Annotated in this window: 14 protein-coding genes; 8 read left to right on the top strand and 6 right to left on the bottom strand. The window is 64.9% G+C overall.

Going from position 1 to position 16,531, the window contains the following annotated elements; genetic code table 11:
* Positions 1-47 precede the first annotated feature (47 nt).
* Positions 48-1,091, bottom strand: a complete 1,044-nt coding sequence (locus tag QKE30_RS09495; RefSeq protein ID WP_297666736.1) for a magnesium and cobalt transport protein CorA — start codon at positions 1,089-1,091, stop codon at positions 48-50.
* A 263-nt stretch (positions 1,092-1,354) separates the two neighbouring features.
* Here QKE30_RS09495 and QKE30_RS09490 point away from each other — a divergent pair, with 263 nt between their 5' ends.
* The 6 genes from QKE30_RS09490 (at position 1,355) to QKE30_RS09465 (ending at position 8,169) form a co-directional block, all read left to right on the top strand.
* Positions 1,355-2,638 (top strand): aminotransferase class I/II-fold pyridoxal phosphate-dependent enzyme, encoded by a 1,284-nt coding sequence (locus QKE30_RS09490; RefSeq protein ID WP_347934669.1) that lies wholly within the window; start codon positions 1,355-1,357, stop codon positions 2,636-2,638.
* A 152-nt stretch (positions 2,639-2,790) separates the two neighbouring features.
* Positions 2,791-3,411 (top strand): suppressor of fused domain protein, encoded by a 621-nt coding sequence (locus QKE30_RS09485; RefSeq protein ID WP_347934668.1) that lies wholly within the window; start codon positions 2,791-2,793, stop codon positions 3,409-3,411.
* 43 nt (positions 3,412-3,454) lie between these two features.
* Entirely contained in the window at positions 3,455-6,382 is a 2,928-nt protein-coding gene (locus QKE30_RS09480; protein ID WP_347934667.1) for a DNA polymerase III subunit gamma and tau, read from the top strand.
* Between the two features lie 117 nt (positions 6,383-6,499).
* The gene (locus QKE30_RS09475; protein WP_005292353.1) at positions 6,500-6,814 is read left to right on the top strand and encodes a YbaB/EbfC family nucleoid-associated protein; all 315 of its coding nucleotides are present in this window, start codon (positions 6,500-6,502) and stop codon (positions 6,812-6,814) included.
* Positions 6,815-6,844: 30 nt separating this feature from the next.
* Positions 6,845-7,609: a recombination mediator RecR gene (recR, locus tag QKE30_RS09470; protein WP_347934666.1), complete on the top strand. Its 765-nt coding sequence runs from the start codon at positions 6,845-6,847 to the stop codon at positions 7,607-7,609.
* A 128-nt stretch (positions 7,610-7,737) separates the two neighbouring features.
* A complete protein-coding gene (locus QKE30_RS09465) occupies positions 7,738-8,169 on the top strand; it encodes a hypothetical protein (protein ID WP_347934665.1) in 432 nt (143 codons plus the stop codon).
* Here the strand turns inward: QKE30_RS09465 and QKE30_RS09460 are convergent.
* The 3 genes from QKE30_RS09460 to QKE30_RS09450 all read right to left on the bottom strand — a co-directional run bounded on the left by QKE30_RS09460 (position 8,166) and on the right by QKE30_RS09450 (position 10,844).
* Positions 8,166-9,023: a glutamine amidotransferase gene (locus QKE30_RS09460; RefSeq protein WP_347934664.1), complete on the bottom strand. Its 858-nt coding sequence runs from the start codon at positions 9,021-9,023 to the stop codon at positions 8,166-8,168. The genes QKE30_RS09465 and QKE30_RS09460 overlap by 4 nt on opposite strands.
* Positions 9,024-10,430, bottom strand: coding sequence for a MurT ligase domain-containing protein (locus QKE30_RS09455; protein ID WP_297666743.1), 1,407 nt, complete (start codon positions 10,428-10,430; stop codon positions 9,024-9,026).
* Between the two features lie 66 nt (positions 10,431-10,496).
* Positions 10,497-10,844, bottom strand: coding sequence for a metalloregulator ArsR/SmtB family transcription factor (locus QKE30_RS09450; RefSeq protein WP_035008787.1), 348 nt, complete (start codon positions 10,842-10,844; stop codon positions 10,497-10,499).
* Positions 10,845-10,950: 106 nt separating this feature from the next.
* Between QKE30_RS09450 and arsB the strand changes: the two genes are divergently transcribed.
* Together arsB and QKE30_RS09440 are read left to right on the top strand one after the other, a co-directional pair.
* A complete protein-coding gene (gene arsB / locus QKE30_RS09445; RefSeq protein WP_347934663.1) occupies positions 10,951-12,057 on the top strand; it encodes an ACR3 family arsenite efflux transporter in 1,107 nt (368 codons plus the stop codon).
* A gap of 3 nt (positions 12,058-12,060) precedes the next feature.
* Complete coding sequence (locus QKE30_RS09440; protein WP_347934662.1) at positions 12,061-12,480, top strand: low molecular weight phosphatase family protein; 420 nt, start codon at positions 12,061-12,063, stop codon at positions 12,478-12,480.
* Between the two features lie 278 nt (positions 12,481-12,758).
* On the opposite strand, the gene QKE30_RS09435 is transcribed toward QKE30_RS09440, so the two are convergent.
* Entirely contained in the window at positions 12,759-14,615 is a 1,857-nt protein-coding gene (locus tag QKE30_RS09435) for a DNA polymerase III subunit epsilon (RefSeq protein ID WP_347934661.1), read from the bottom strand.
* Between the two features lie 61 nt (positions 14,616-14,676).
* Positions 14,677-16,518 carry a 2-isopropylmalate synthase gene (gene leuA, locus QKE30_RS09430; protein ID WP_347934660.1) on the bottom strand — a complete coding sequence of 614 codons (1,842 nt, stop codon included), beginning with the start codon at positions 16,516-16,518 and terminating at the stop codon, positions 14,677-14,679.
* Between the last annotated feature and the right edge of the window lie 13 nt (positions 16,519-16,531).

Raw genomic sequence — 16,531 nt, 5'->3', positions numbered from 1 at the left:
CGGGGCGGGGTCGCGCCAGGCTGGAGCGGGGCGGGATCAGCGCGGGGCTATAGCCAGTTCTTGCGCTTGAACCACCACCACATCAGCAGGATCACCGCAAGGTTCAAAAGCAGGCAGTAGTAGTAGCCGTACTCCCAGTGCAGCTCCGGAATGTTGTCGAAGTTCATGCCGTATATACCCGCGATCATCGTCGGCGGTGCGGCCATACCGATGATGGACGAGATCGTGCGCATGTCTTGGTTCTGACGCAGAGAAATGATCGCCGAGCTGGCCTGAATAAGGGAACTCAGACGCTCGTCGAAAGAGTCGATCTTGTCCTTGGCCAGCATGGCGTGGTCCAAGACATCGCGGAAAAACGCCCTGACGTGCTTGGTTGTCAGATCCTTGTGGTTTTCGATCAGCGCGCGCAGCGCCGGGATCAGCGGGCCGATGGCGTGGCGCATCTCCAGGATCTCGCGCTTCAGGGTGTAGATATTCTCGATGTTCGTCTCGGCGCGGAGGGTGAAGACCTCCTCCTCCAAGTTGTCGACGCGGTCTTCCAGCGCCTCGGAGATGCGGGTGTACTCGTCGACCAGGTAGTCCGTGATGGCCCACGCGATGGCCATCGGACCTGCGTTGCGCAGCTCGGGCGCCTGGTGCAAGCGGACTTCCGGGTCGGGCAGTTCTGTATCGTGAGCGATCACGATGATGAACTTCTGGCTGATGACCATCTGCACCTCACCGGTTTGGATGAGGTCACGCCGGTCGATGAGGTCCTTGTTGCCCGCGTACTGCACGGAGCGGACGACCGTGAACAGCTGGTTTTCGTAGCGCTCCAGCTTGGCGCGCTGGTGGGCGGTTACGGCATCCTCGACGATGAGTTCGTCGACGTCGTAGCGCTGCGCCACCTTCAGCATCTGCTCTTCCGAGGGTTCCTCTAGGGTGACCAGCACAAAGCTGCCCCTGCTGGGGGTGGCTAGCTCCTCGATCTCTTTCAGCGCGGTGGCATAGTTCGCCTGGCCGGGGGTTTGCTTGCCCTCGACGTAAAGGCGGCACTCGCGGATGGCGCGTTCGACGGGGACCCGGACTCGGTTGGGTTCGGTTTTAGCCATAGTGGATCCTTTCCAACTATTTCAACTACATCCGGCGAGAACTGACGCACGGTAACTTTTTGCAAGCTCTATGCACCTTAGCCCGTCGATATCCTATCGCCCGCAAGGTAGCCCCGCAGGCGCTGAGTTTCGCCGGGGCTGTGGCGCCGGGCGGCGCCGGGGCACGCTCTGGCGGGGGCGGTGTCCGGCACGTCAGTTAGACTGGCAAAGGTAAGCCACACCGAGGGTAAACCCCAGCACGCCACAAGCGGGAGAGAATCTACATGAAGATCGAAAACGTAAACGCAGAGCTCCTCCTCAGCATGAAGGAGGACGTCCGCCAGGCCTACGAAGAGCTGCACTCCAAGGGGCTCAACCTGGATCTCACGCGCGGTAAGCCTTCGGCAGAGCAGCTGGATTTCTCGGTGGATTTGCTGAGCCTTCCGGGCGAGAACTTCACCTCGCCCTCCGGAGTGGATGTGCGCAACTACGGCGGTGGGGTCGGCCTGACGGAGATCCGCCAGCTGTGGGCGGACGTCCTGGGCTTGCCGGTGGATAACGTCATCGCCGGGGACGCTTCCAGCCTGAACATCATGTTCGACCTGATCAGCTGGGCCTACACTTTCGGCACCAACGATTCCGAGCGCCCCTGGTCGGCGGAGGAGAAGCTGAAGTGGATCTGCCCCGTGCCGGGCTACGACCGCCACCACTTCATCACCGAGCTGTTCGGCTTCGAGATGCTGACCGTCGACATGACGGATGAAGGCCCGGACATGGACCAGGTGCGCGAGCTGGCGAAGGACCCGGCCGTGAAGGGCATGTGGGCCGTGCCGATGTTCGCCAACCCCACGGGCGTTACCTTCTCGCAGCAGACCGCCGAGGCCCTGGCTGCGATGGAAACTGGTGCGCCGGATTTCCGCATCGTGTGGGACAACGCCTACGCTGTTCACACCCTGACCGACGAGTTCCCGGAGATCATCAACATCCTGGACGTCGCCGAGAAGGCGGGCAACCCGAACCGCTTTTGGGCCATGTCCTCTACCTCCAAGATCACTTTCGCAGGCGCTGGCCTGGCCTTCTTCGCTTCCTCCACGGAGAACCTGGAGTGGTACAAGAAGATCGCCAACGTGCGTGGCATTGGCCCGAACAAGGTCAACCAGCTGGCTCACCTGCAGTACCTGAAGGATGCCGAGGGCGTGCGCGACCTTATGCGTAAGCACGCGGGCTCCCTGGGGCCGAAGTTCACCCGCGTGGTGGAGATCCTGCAGCGCCGCCTGGGCGACCTCAATGTTGCCGAGTGGACCGTCCCGGAGGGCGGCTACTTCATCTCCGTGAACCTGCTGGACGGCACCGCTGCCCGCGTGGTGGAGCTGGCGAAGAAGGCCGGCGTGGCTCTGACCGCTGCGGGTTCGACCTACCCGCTGAAGCAGGATCCGAACGACCGCAACCTGCGCCTGGCTCCTTCCATGCCGACGATCGAGCAGCTGGAGGTCGCCATGGACGGCTTCGCCACCTGCGTTCTTTACGCCGCGATCGAGATGGTCGAGCACGACGCGGGCCAGCGTTAACCCGGCGCTAACCAGCACCTTCAAACAGCAAGCAGGAGGCCACCATCAACACCGACGAAATACTGGTTTGGGTCCAGGGGCTACTCCCCGGCGAGCCGACCGTCGCACGCCGCAAGGTCGCCGATTCCTTCCCTGAGTTCGCTGTCGCCGAGGTGTTTCTTGGTGACGCCCCTTCGTCCCAGAACGGCACATTCCAGGAGGGTTACGAGGCACCCCTGGACGGTGAAGGCGTACCCCAGGAGGGCGACGAAGAGCCCGTGCTGGCCGAGACGGTTGCAATGACCATCGACGCGGGGCGCATGGAAGCCGGCCTGGAGACGGAAGACGGCTCCGACCTGCGCGTGGAACTGCTGACCGTCGTCAGCGGACACGACGATACCGCCGCCGACCTGCTGGCCCACGCCGCGACGATGATCTCCCAAGACCCTGGTCACTGGCCGCCGCAGCCTGGCACCATGCTGCCGAACGTGGTGCAGCAGATGGATGCCGATTCCGAGCGGAAGATCACCGCCCGCAACGGCCTGCTGGTGGTTCCCTATGTGTGGGACGAGGGCGTGCCGCAAGTCCACGAGGTCACCTCCGGCGGCGCGGGCCGCCACTCGAAGGAAGGCGAGACCGAGGTGGAGTTCACCCACCCGGGCCGACTGACCATCGTCGCGCAGCTGGTGATGCTGACGGACGAGGAGCTTGAGCTCGCGCAGACGGCAGGTGTGGCCGCGGTGCAGGAGCGGTTGGTGCGTGAGGGCGTCAATATCAACGACATATGGCGCTAGGCGACCGCAACGGGTCGTCTTAGGCGGAATGTAGGGTAGGTTCGTGGCACTTTATAGGAAATATCGTCCGGCGACGTTTGCCGAGGTCGTGGGGCAATCTCACGTGACTGAGCCGTTGTCGGTGGCGCTGGATAGCGGGCGGATCAACCACGCATACCTGTTCTCCGGGCCGCGCGGTTGCGGCAAGACGTCGTCGGCGCGCATCCTGGCCCGCTCGCTGAACTGCGTGGAAGGGCCGACGTCCACGCCCTGCGGAAAGTGCGAATCCTGTGTATCGCTGGCGCCCGGCGGGCCGGGGAACCTGGACGTCACGGAGCTGGACGCCGCCACGCACAACGGCGTGGACGACATGCGCGAGCTGCGCGAACGCGCCTTCTACGCACCTGCGGAATCTCGCTACCGGGTGTTCATTATTGACGAGGCGCACATGATCTCCACGGCGGGTTTCAACGCCCTGCTGAAGATTGTGGAGGAGCCGCCGGAGCACCTGATCTTCATCTTCGCTACGACGGAGCCAGAGAAGCTGCTGCAGACCATCCGCTCCCGAACCCACAACTACCCGTTCCGCCTGTTGGCGCCGCCGGATATGCGCGGGCTGCTGGAATCGGTGGTGTCCGGCGAGGGCGTGCCGGTGGAGGATGCGGTGTATCCGCTGGTCATCCGCGCGGGTGGTGGTTCGCCGCGTGACTCGCTGTCGATCATGGATCAGCTGCTGGCCGGTGCTGGGCCGGAGGGCGTGACGTACAACCGAGCATTGGCTCTGCTGGGCGTGACGGATTCCACCCTCATCGACCGCGCCGTGTATGCGCTGGCGGAACACGACTCCGCAGCGCTGTTCGCAGTGGTCGACGATGTGATTGATGCGGGGTACGACCCACGTCGCTTCAGCGAGGACCTGCTGGACCGCTTCCGCGACCTGCTGGTGGTGCAGGCCGTGCCGGATGCTTTCGAGCGTGGGCTAGTGAACGCGCCTGCGGAGTCCCGTGACGTGCTGCGCGAACAGGCGGAGAAGATGGGGCAGGCGACGCTGACCCGTTGCGCATCCCTGGTGAATGAGGGGCTGGCGCAGATGCGCGGCGCTACGGCTCCGCGGCTGTTGCTGGAGATCCTGTGCGCTCGCATGGCGCTGCCCGCCGCTGGCATGACGGTGGAGGCACTGGCGCAGCGCGTGGAGGCCCTGGAGAAGGGACATGGCGGGGCTGGCGGTAGCGGTGCCGGTGGCAGTGGTGCTGGCGTTGGCCGGGCGGCAGGAATAGGCGCCGGTGCTGGCTCGAGCGCGCGCACGGGCGCCGGTGCTGGAGCTGGTTCGGTTGCTGGGACAGGCACTGGCACGGGCGTGCGCGGCAGCCGGGCGGAGATGTTCGCTCGCCGAAGGAAGGCTACGCAGGACGCAGCGCAGCAGCCTGCATCGGCTCAGTCGGAACCTGCGCAGCCTGCAGAGAAGGCACCGGAGCACACGCCGCCAGCAGACCAGGTGTCAGCTGCGGAGCAGTCTCCGGTTCAGCCCGCCGAGTCCCCCGAGGCAGCGGAAGCTTCCCCGGCGCCGGAGACGCCGCAGGAGGCTACACAGAAGGCAGTCCCGGAGACACCGGCTGAGACGAAACAGGAGTCGGCGCAGCAAACCGCGCAGGAGTCCCCGGCTATCGCCGAAGCGCGCCGGGCGCGCGACATCATGCAGCGCCATCGCCAGGCCAGCGCCGCGGAGTCTGCCGCTGCAACGGAAGAGCCCACGCCAGCGGATAGCGCAAGCTCGGAGGCTTCGGCGGAAGTGGCCGCCACAATTGATTCGGACTCCTGGGCGCGCATCATGGATGCCGTCCACGACCTGGACCTCAGCGCTTGGATCGCCCTCCGAGGCGCTACACCGCGTGCGTCCCAGCCCACTGCGGGCGAGGTTCACGTGGATCACCACACCGGCTCACTGGCGCGCCTAGTCAACGGGGCGAAGAATGCGGAGGTGTATTCGCAGGCTATCCAGAGTGTCACGGGAAGCCCGGCTCGCATCGTCGCCTACGTCGGCGACGAAGCTGTCGGTGCCGATGCCGCCGGAACTGCCGGAACCGCTGAAGCCTCCGGACCTGCAGGAGGCGATGAGCCGGGAAAATCTGAACCGGCGGCGGCACAGCCCTCCGCCGGTGAGGGACAAACGCCAGCCTCCACACCGGTGAACCCTGTGCCAGCGGAAACCCCGATAGACGCAGCAGCCTCCCGCAGCGCAGCCTCCAGCGCCCTGGAGCGCGCCCGCGCGATGGAAGAAGCGATGCGCAAGGCCTCGCATTCCCACCGCAACGCAGGAGCAGCGGGCACAGGTGGAGCGGGTGTAGCGGGCGCCACTGCTGGCAGCCGGGGAGCTGCCGGCGCGGGGGCTGGAACTGCAGCCAATTCGAGTGAAGCCGCAGCGCAGGAAGACCCGAACTCCGGCTGGCGCGCCCGCGCCGAACGAGCCAAGGCCCGCAAGAAATACAACATGGAAAACGGCTTCAACGGCGTCCCGCTACCCGACGAGCCGCCAGTCGATGCCTACGGAGACAGCCCCGTCGACCAATGGGGTGGCGGGGCGGCCGCCAACGCCGCAGATCCCCTCGCGAACCCCGCGGCAGCTGACCCAGCCGCCGACGCGCCGCTGCCGCCTAAACCCTCGGACCCCTCTGATCCGTCTGATTCCTCCGGTTCCTCCGGCACGTCCGGCTCCCCTGGATCCTCTGCGCCGTCGGGACCCTCCGCATCACCTGCCCCATCTGGGTCGCCCGCGCGGACGCAAGAATCCCCGTCCCGAGCCGCGAACCACCAGCCCCACGCTGGGATGGGCGCTGCTGGGGCCGAGGGGGCGTCACAAAGAACAGAACAAAATGAACGCGACGAACTACTCGCCGACCTCGAGCGCGCACCCGGCGAGCGCGACCACCGCACGCCGCTGGAAATCGCAGGTGAACTGATCGAAAAGAGCCTCGGCGCGGAGAGAGTTCGCTAAGCGTGAACACAACACCGCGCACACGCGACAGTGCCTAACGCGCCTGTCCAAGCCGAGCGGTACAGTTGTGGAAGTACTAAAAACAAGCACGAAAAAACCCGACGAAAGGTAAACAAAATGAGCCAGCCAGACATGAACCAGCTGATGCAGCAGGCCCAGCAGATGCAGGCACAGCTGCAGGAAGCACAGCGCGAGATCGCCGCCTCCACCGTCAAGGGCGAGGCAGGCAACGGCCTGGTCACTATCTCCGTCGCAGGCTCCGGCGAGGTCACCGACATGGAGATCGACCCGAAGATCGTCGACCCCGAGGACATCGACACCCTGAAGGACCTGCTGCTCGGCGCGTTCAAGGACGCAAACCAGAAGCTGCAGACCCTCGCCGAGGAGAAGATGGGCCCGCTGTCCCAGGGCATGAGCGGCCTGGGCTTCTAAGCCTTTTAAGAACTCCAAAGAGAGATCTAGTTGTTCGAAGGACCATTACAGGACGTCATCGACGAATTCTCCCGGCTGCCCGGCATCGGGCCGAAAAGCGCGCAACGCATCGCGCTGCACCTGCTGAACGAAGAGCCGGAGGACATCGAGCGCTTCCAAAACGCACTCGGCCGCCTGCAGCGCGGCGTGACGTTCTGCCGCATCTGCCACAACATTTCCCAAGAAGATGTGTGCCGGATCTGCGCGGACTCCAACCGCGACAAAGGCATCATCTGCGTAGTCGAGGAATCCAAAGACATCCAGGTGATCGAACGCACCGCGGAATACCGCGGGCGCTACCACGTGCTTGGCGGGGCACTCGACCCGCTGAACGGCATCGGGCCGAAGGAACTGAACGTCACGCCCCTGGTGCAGCGCATCGGCGGGGCTCTGCCGGACGTCGCGCTCGGCGCGAAGGGCGGCGGGGCTTCTCTTGGTGACGCCGACACGCCCGCCGGTGGCGAACCCAGCGGCGCGGACGCAGCTGAAACGGGCAATGCCGAAACGGCTGCTGTCGAGACCGACGTCAAGACCGACGTCGAGTACGACGAAGCCCCCGAGATCACCGAGGTCATCATCGCCACCGACCCGAACACGGAGGGCGAGGCGACGGCCTCCTACCTCGGCCGCCTGCTGCGCGACTTCCCCGGGCTAACGGTCACGCGCCTGGCCTCGGGCATTCCGATGGGCGGGGACTTGGAGTTCGTCGACGAACTCACCCTGTCCCGGGCGTTCGCCGGCCGCACCGCGCTGTAGTTTCTGTAGCCGCTGGAGCCTCTCTAGCCGTGGTAGCGACGGCGCGGGGCGCATCAGTCTGTCCGCGCGCCCCCTTTGTCCCGCGGCACAGAGCACCGCTGTCGCACGGCAGGACTACAGTGGCGCCCATGAGTAAAAACCCTTTGCACAACGCCCTCCGTCCGCACCGCCTGTCCCGCGCGGCCGGAATTCGCTCCGCCGTATGGGGAACCGTCTTCGGCACCGCAGGCGTGCTGCACTTTGTTAAGCCGGAGGGCTTCGACAGAATCGTTCCGGAGGAACTCCCCGGCACCCCGCGCGCCTGGACGCTCGGCTCCGGAGCCATGGAAATCGCCCTGGCCACCAGCATCGCGGTATGTAGCCTGAAGCCCGAATGGCGCGGCGCGCTGCGCAGTACAATCGCCCCCGCCGCCGCACTCTTCCTAGTCGGCGTGCTCCCCGGCAACATCAAGATGGCCTGGGACTGGCGTGCCAAACCGCAGCCTGCGCGCGCCATCGCCTTCGCGCGGGTCCCCCTTCAGCTGCCGATGATCCTTAGCGTGGCCAAGCTCGGCGCTTAGAGGCGTTCCTTTCTTAGCGACGCCACCTCGCGCTCCAACTGCTCCGCCAGCTCACCCTGGAACTCGGGGAGCTCGTTGAGCCCAACCCCCATTGCGCGGGCGAGCAGCCAGTCCGCCAACTGGGGATTCCTGGCGAGCACGGGGCCGTGCATGTACGTCGCCACGACGGAACCCTGAACAGCCCCTTCGGCGCGCGTCTGCCGGTGAGCATCCTCGCCGGAAAGTCCCGCCGCCTCCACTCCGTGGAGATCGGTGTTGCCCGTGCCACGGGTCAGGCGACCCAGCGGCTCCGCGTCCGCACCCAGGATCGTCGCACCCATGTGGTTAGCGAACCCCGTCAGCGGTTCCGTCAGGCCCGCCCCGCCGCCAGCGCCAGGCTTGCTGTCACCGCCAGTCGTGCCGTCGCCAGCCTGAGCTGCCGCCGCCCCGCGGGTCACCGCGGAGGCTGACGGGGTGGAGGCGATCTCGCCGATCATGCGCTCGGCGAGTTGGGATGTGGTGGCGTCAATAAGACCCAACCCCTCGACCGTGCGATCATGGCTGGTGAAGGAGCGGCCAAACACCTGGAGACCTGCGCAAATAGCCAGAACCGGGCGGCCGGCGGCGACCGCGCGGGCAATGCCGCCATCACTGATGAGGTGCTCCGCCGCCAGAACCTGCGCGGTATCCTCGCCGCCGCCGACGGTGTACACGTCCAGGGACTCTGGCACGGGCTCGCCCAGGTGGATCGGGTGAATCTCCGCGGAAATGCCGCGCATGCGGGCGCGCTGGCGCAGCACCAGGGCGTTGCCATCGTCGCCATACGTGCCCAGCACGTCAGGCAGGATCAGGCCGATGTTCAGCTCAGTGCTCATTTACGCTTCCCCTTCCTTGTCCAGCACCCGCTTCAGATCGCGGAACGCCGTGTAATTCGCCAGAACCTCCACGCGGCCCGGCGGGCAGGAACGGATCGCCGCGACCGTATCCTTGATCAGATTGTGCTCGACCGCTGCGTATCCGAGGCGGACCGCCAGATCCGTGCCACGCTCGCCCGCGGCCACCACGTGCACGCCCTCGAAGTTCTCGAAGCGCACGTCCCACAGCCACGACAGGTCCTGGCCGTCGGCGACCTGGCCATTTACGCTGATCACGAGGCTATCGGCGGTGCGATCCACCATCGACAGGGCCTCCTGCCAGCCGGCTGGATTCTTCGCCAGCATCAGGCGGACCTCGTGGTTACCGAAGTGCACCACGGAGTAGCGGCCCGCGACGTTATCCACCTTCTCCGCGGCGGTGATCGCCTGCTCGGTGGAGATGCGCTGAGGGAGAAGCTCGCTCAAAGCCACGGCGGCGGCGACGGCCTGGGTGGCGTTGCCGCGGTTTGCGTTGCCCGGGAGGGTCAGGTTCATCGGGTGCAGGTTGCCCTCGCGGTCGATCAGGCCGTCGTCCGTGATGCGCCAATCGGGGGTTGGCCTGCGGAATTCCCGGCCATCGGGGAGCTTCTTTGCGGCGTACCAGTCCACCACGCCGTCTTCGCCAGTGCGGTGGATGATCGCGCCTTCGGTGCGCGGGCAGCTGGTGGAATCGCCGGCCCAGCCGAAGCCGGCGCTGACCCACTGGACATTCGGGGAATCCCAAGCGGCGGAGGTTACGGAAACATCGTCGCAGTTCGCGATGACCTGCATGTCGGGGCGAGCCTCTATGCACGCGCGGAGGGTGCGCTCGATCTTGTTGATCTCGCCCACGCGGTCCAGCTGGTCGCGCGAGAGGTTCAGCAGTACCAGCACGTCCGCGTCGAGTTTCTCGGCGATTTTGGGGACGTGCAGCTCATCGACTTCCAGCACGACTGTGTCAGCGTCGCGGCCGGCAAGCAGCGCGCTGATCACGCCCGCGTCCATGTTGTCGCCGCCCTCGTTAGTGCAGACGGTCGCGGCTGTGCGGACGGCGCCGGCCAGCATGCGGGTGGTTGTGGACTTGCCGTTTGTGCCTGTGACCAGCACCGTTGGACGCTTCTTGCCATCCTTGCCGGCGCCGAGGCTTGCCATTAGCTGTGGGTCGATTGCCCCGCCGATCAGGCCGCCGATCATGCCGCCGGCCCCTCGCCCTGCCTTTCTTGACGCCCACGTAGCCAGCTGCGCCATGCGAATCGCAATGGAGCTGCGGAACCGCTGCAGCGCGGAGCGGCGTGTGCCGGCGGGGTGTGGCCCGGGGTGCTGGGCGCCCTGCTGCCCGGAGTGCTGCGTGCCCGCAGGCTGTGCGCCGGTTCGATCAGAGTTATCCATGGGGACTAAGTGTACTCGCAGGGGCGTGCTGGAATTTGGAGGCTGGCGCGCTGGAGATGGCGAGCGTTAGTCCATTTGGAGAACAGCGCGAAGTTCAGCGAAGAGTTCGGGCTTTACTAGGTGTGTGACAGTGCGACCTGTTCGGGCTTTGCGGAGCAGACCTGCATCGGTAAGCCGCTTTAGGTGGTGTGAGACCGTGGGCTGGCTTAGTCCCGTGATGTCTGTTAGCTGGTTTACGCTGATTGGTTCGCAGCCTTTGGCTGCCAGGTGGGAGAGTATTTGCAAGCGGGCGGGGTCGGATAGGACCTTGAACAAGGTGGCATAACGGGCGGCCTCAGGATCCGATAGCGGTCCTTTACTCAAGGAGCAGCAGGTGGAGATGTCTGCGAGCGGAACAATCTGCGGGGTGGCCATACGGAGCATCTTATATTGACAGATATCAATATGCCATTTATATTGACGGACATCAATATGTCATTTGGTTTTATATCGACGTGTGTCAATGTCTAAGGAAGGTTGCATGACAGCTTCACAGCGCCCGCAGATGTCCTTTTTGGATAGGTTCCTGCCCGTGTGGATTATCCTCGCGATGATTGCTGGACTGCTCGTTAATCGGGTGGTGCCAGAAATCGGAGCGAAGCTCGGGGAGCTGGAGGTGGGAGGGGTCTCGCTTCCGATCGCGCTCGGCCTGCTGGTCATGATGTATCCGCCGCTGGCGAAGGTTCGCTACGACAAAACCCGGCAGATTGCGGCGGATAAGCGCCTGATGGCGGTTTCCCTTGCCCTCAACTGGGTCGTTGGGCCAGCGTTGATGTTCATCCTGGCCTGGGTATGTTTGCCCGACGAGCCTGAGCTGCGCACCGGGCTGATCATCGTCGGCCTGGCCCGATGTATCGCGATGGTTCTGGTGTGGTCGGAGCTGTCCTGCGGGGATAGGGAGTTGACCGCCGTCCTGGTGGCGATCAACTCTGTTTTCCAAGTGCTCATGTTTGGAGTGCTGGGCTGGTTTTATCTGCAGATTCTCCCCGGCTGGCTGGGGCTTCCTACAACCTCGGCAGACTTTTCCTTCTGGTCGATCGTGGTATCTGTCCTGGTTTTCCTGGGTATCCCGTTGGCGGCTGGCTTGGCTTCCCGCGTGCTCGGGGAGAGGTTGAAGGGGCAGCAATGGTACGAGGCAAAGTTCTTGCCCGCGATCTCTCCCCTCGCGCTGATTGGTCTGCTTTATACGATCGTGCTTCTGTTTGCGCTGCAGGGAGAGCAGATTGCAGACAACCCGTGGGCGGTGGCTCGGACGGCGGTTCCGTTGGTGGCCTACTTCGCTGGAATGTTTGCCCTGGCGCTGGCTGTGTCCAAGGTTGCGGGGTTGAACTACGCTCAGTCTGCTTCTGTGTCTTTCACCGCTGCGGGCAACAATTTCGAGCTTGCCATCGCCGTGTCTATCGGTACTTTTGGTGCGACCTCTGCGCAGGCACTGGCTGGAACGGTCGGCCCGCTGATCGAGATTCCGGTGCTAGTCGGTCTGGTCTACGTCATGCTGTGGGTGGGGTCGAAGCTCTTCGCTGGCGACCCGACACTGCCCGTGCGGCACAGCAGTCCAGCACGTTCCGTCTCGATGGGGGAGGATTAAACCATGAGCAATAAACCCAAGGTACTTTTCGTCTGCGTAGGCAACGGCGGCAAGTCGCAAATGGCGGCCGCCTTGGCGGACAAGCATGCTGGCGAGGCCATCGAGATTCATTCCGCTGGCACCAAACCGGCGACCAAGCTCAACACGGAGTCGGTGGAAGCCATCAGCGAGGTCGGTGCGGACATGTCCGGCGGCCGCCCCAAGGCTGTAGATCCGCAGTTGTTGCGAGAGGCTGACCGGGTGGTCATTCTCGGCAAGGACGCCCAGCTGGAGCTACCCGCCGACGCGCAGGGAACCCTCGAGCGGTGGGTTACCGACGAGCCCTCCGAGCGCGGTATTGAGGGCATGGAGCGCATGCGCCTGGTGCGGGATGACATTGACGTCCGCGTGCGCGCACTTATCACCGAGCTGAAGGGTGACTAACCGGCACCGACCTGGGTGACTAATCGGCACCGACCTGCCTGCTGGCTAGTCACCACTGGGCCGCCTGCTGGCTAGCAAACGCCGGCCAGTCTGCTGGCTATTAGGGGCAATGTCCAAAATTCCACGTCTTAAAATATAACTAATCTATTCCCGCAGGTCAGAGGGTTGCGTTTTTGGCTGCAGATGAGCTACTTTTAATAACTCGTAGATTTTGGACATTGACGCTCTAGCTGCCTCCCAGCTCCGGCGCCTTTGAAGGGGGGGCGAGGTACGCCGGGCTAGTTTCCGCCGTTGGTGGAACCCCTGGAGCCTCCGGAACCCCCGGAACTCTTGCGGCGCCGACGCCTCCGACGATTTCGCTTGCCACTGGGCCCCGGGATTTTCCCGTCGTGGCCGCCGGAGTTTGCATTGCCCTTGTGGCCGGAAGGGTTGGAGCGACCGTTCTTGTTCGACTTCTTAGACTTGCCGGATTTGCCCGAGCCAGAGCCGCGCCCGCTGGAGCCAGACCCGCCAGAGCCAGACTCGCCACGCGGCCCGGCCAGCCCGCTGGTCCGCGGGCGGGCGTCCGCACCAGGCTTCGCCGGAACGGCCTCCCTCTCGCCGGGCTGCACGTTATCCAGCAGAGCCAGGAAGTCCTCGTCCCGGATCAGGGGAATGTTCTTTCGGTCGGCGTGCATCGCCTTGCCCCGCAGCTCGTAGTTTTCGTTGCACACGACCAGCGAGCTGCGACGATTCAGCTTCTCGCTATACGCCAGCCCCGCGGCGACACCCTGGCCGATCAGCACGTCCGGGTCGATCGCCACATCCGGGCTGACCACAAACTCCATCCCCTCGACCAGTGGCTCACCGCTCTTCCACGCCCCGGGGTTTACGTATGGGCGGGGAGAGTTAGCGGCGTCAATACGAAGGCCACTACGGCGCAGCCCAAATTGATCGGCCGCGAGGTCCTCAGGGTCCAGCACCGTCAGCTCGCCGTTGCGCTGCTGCGCGAGCGCGAGGGCGGCGGTGAGGCGCGCGTTCGCCTCGAGCAGCTCGTCGGGGTCGATGTCTTTTTTACTTAGTGACGCCACCGCGCCCACCTCTGGCAGCGCCGTCGCAGGGGCCAGCACGGCAGATCGGCCGGCGTTTGCGGGAGTGTTTGCGCTGGTAAAAGCGTCAGCGGTGGAGCTTGGATTGGTGCTGGAGCTTGGAGTGGGAGCCGTAGCGGTGGAGTTGGTAGCAGTGGAGGCAGCTTCGGCGGCGCGGTTGTAGCTGGCGACGATGGCGCGCAGGCGGGGGTCGGTGGAGTCGATAGCTTGGCGTCGGGCGGTGGCAAGCGTGTCGATGATGGAAACCGGTGCGGGCGTTGGCTGGCGCCGACCACCGCGACCGCGGCCGCGGCTGCGACGGCCGCGGTTCGCTGAGCGCTGCGACAGTTTGAACTCGTGGGTGATGAAGCCCCACACGTAGTCGGACTCATGCATGATGAGCGTGCGCCCGTCCAAGGCCTGGTGGATCAGCTGCGCGCTGGAGTTGAAGCCCAGCGCCTGGGAGAGCTCGTTGACCTGGTAGCCGTGGAGGTGCCAGGGGCCGGCGTCTTCGCCGGGGTTGAGGTGGCGGGTCAGCGCGCTGACTTCCTGGCCGATGTTAATGGTCGGCAGTTCGTCGGGGTGTGCAGCGTCGTCGGGGGCTTCCGCGCCAGGGCCGAAGAAGACCACGGAAAGTGCCACCAGCCGGGAGGTTTTCGGGTGAATGCCGGAGGTGGAGATGCTCACGGCCGCGAAGGGGGCCTCCTCCTTGGAGGGGAGGTCGTGCAGCGCGGACTCGAGCTCCGCGCGGGGGCTCGACTGGTCGTTGTCCTCGCGGGAACTCCCGCTGACGCTCCCGCTGGAATCCGCGGCAGCTCGGACCTCGGGGTTTTCAACCGGAGCGGAGTACACTTCTGCCCCCGGCTCTGAGCGCCCTTCGGCGCCTGCGGGGGAATGGTTGTGGGCGGGGGAGGGGGCGGCCGAAGTACTAGCGTCGGAAGAAGTACCGTCCGAAAAAGAAACAGCGAGAGAACCTGCAGGGCGAGTTACCCTGCGGCGCGGGCGCCTTGGGCGGCGCGCGCCGGTGTGCTCGGGGCCGGGGGCGGCCGAGTGATCGTTCTCGTTCATGGACTACATACTACCCAGCGGGGAACCGTGCCCCGCTGGCAGGCTGCGTGGTTCCGGGACCCTAGACGCCCTGGGAAACCCCAGCGGCAGCATCCTGCGAACGGTTCACCGCGGAAGTGATGGCCTTCAGCGAAGCGTAGGTAATGGAGCTGGCGATGCCCACGCCCCAGAACTTCGCGCCGTTGATTTCGGCCAGGACGTACGCGGCGGCTTCGGCATCGTCGCCCGAGGTGCGGGCATGCTGGCTGTACTCCTGCACCTCCACGTCGTAGCCCAGCTCTTCCAGCGCGTTGCAGTATGCGTTGATCGGACCATTTCCGCGGCCCTGCACAGTCTTACCCTCGCCGTTGAACTCGATCTGGCCGGTGACCTTGGCCTCTTCGCCTTCGTTCTGGCCGCCGTCGACGGTCAGGGAGATGGTCTCGATCGGGGCGACGCGGTCCAGGTACTCGCCGGAGAAGATGTCCCACATGGCCTTCGGGTTCACCTCGCCGCCCTCGGCATCGGTGACGGCCTGCACGACGGAGGAGAACTCCACCTGCATCGGGCGCGGCAGCTGCAGGTTGTGGTCGGTCTTCATGATGTAGGCCACGCCGCCCTTACCGGACTGGGAGTTCACGCGGATCACGGCCTCGTAGGAACGGCCGACGTCCTTCGGGTCGATCGGCAGGTAGGGAACCTCCCACGTCTTCTCGACCATGGCTTCTTGCGAGACTTCCTCGGCGGTGGCGTCCGGGTCGATCTTCTCCGCGATGGCGTCCAGGCCCTTGTTGATCGCATCCTGGTGGGATCCGGAGAATGCGGTGAACACCAGGTCGCCGCCGTAGGGGTGGCGCTCCGGCACGCGCAGCTGGTTGCAGTACTCCACGGTGCGGCGCACCTGGTCGATGTCGGAGAAGTCGATCTGCGGGTCCACGCCCTGGGTCAGCATGTTCAGTCCCAGGGTGACCAAGCAGACGTTGCCGGTGCGCTCGCCGTTGCCGAACAGGCAGCCTTCGATGCGGTCGGCGCCGGCCATGTAGCCCAGCTCGGCGGCGGCTACGCCGGTGCCGCGGTCGTTGTGTGGGTGCAGCGACAGGATGATGGAGTCGCGGCGGTTCAGGTTGCGGTGCATCCACTCGATGGAGTCCGCGTACACGTTCGGGGTGATCATCTCGACGGTGGAGGGCAGGTTCAGGATGATCGGGTTCTCCGGCGTCGGGTCCATTACCTCGACGACTGCGTCGCAGACTTCCTTGGCGTAGGCGACCTCGGTGCCGGTGAAGGACTCGGGGGAGTACTCCCAGCGCCAGCTGGTATCCGGGTAGTCCTTGGCGATGGCCTTAATCAGCTCGGCTGCGTCGGTGGCCAGCTTCTTGATGGCTTCCTTGTCCTTGCGGAACACCACCTTGCGCTGCAGCTTCGAGGTGGAGTTGTAGAAGTGGACGATGACGTTCTTCGCGCCCTCGCAGGCTTCGAAGGTGCGGCGGATCAGGTGCTCGCGCGCCTGGACCAGCACCTGGATGGTGACGTCGTCGGGGATCATGTTCTTCTCGATGATCTCGCGAACGAAGTTGAAGTCGGTCTGGGAGGCAGACGGGAAGCCGACCTCGATCTCCTTGTAGCCCATGTCCACCAGCAGCTCGAACATGCGGCGCTTGCGCTCGGGGCTCATCGGGTCAATCAGAGCCTGGTTGCCGTCGCGCAGGTCCACGGCGCACCACTGCGGAGCGCGGTCGATGACCTTGTCCGGCCAAGTGCGATCCGGCAGGGTGATTTCCTCTACCTCTTCGAAGAACGGCTGGTAGCGCGCGTGCGGCATGGTGGAGTTGCGCTGCTTGTTCCAGGCGGGCTGGCCTTCGGGGATTTCGCCGTTCGGGGTGTTGATGCGGGCGGGGGCGGAGATGAAAGTGTCGTTAGACATGGGTGGGGGCTCC

Source organism: Corynebacterium sp. c24Ua_83, from assembly GCF_039907245.1.
Classification (GTDB): Bacteria; Actinomycetota; Actinomycetes; order Mycobacteriales; family Mycobacteriaceae; genus Corynebacterium.
The sequence above is the reverse complement of the archived record's forward strand: the minus strand, read 5'-3'. Positions and strand labels throughout refer to the sequence as shown.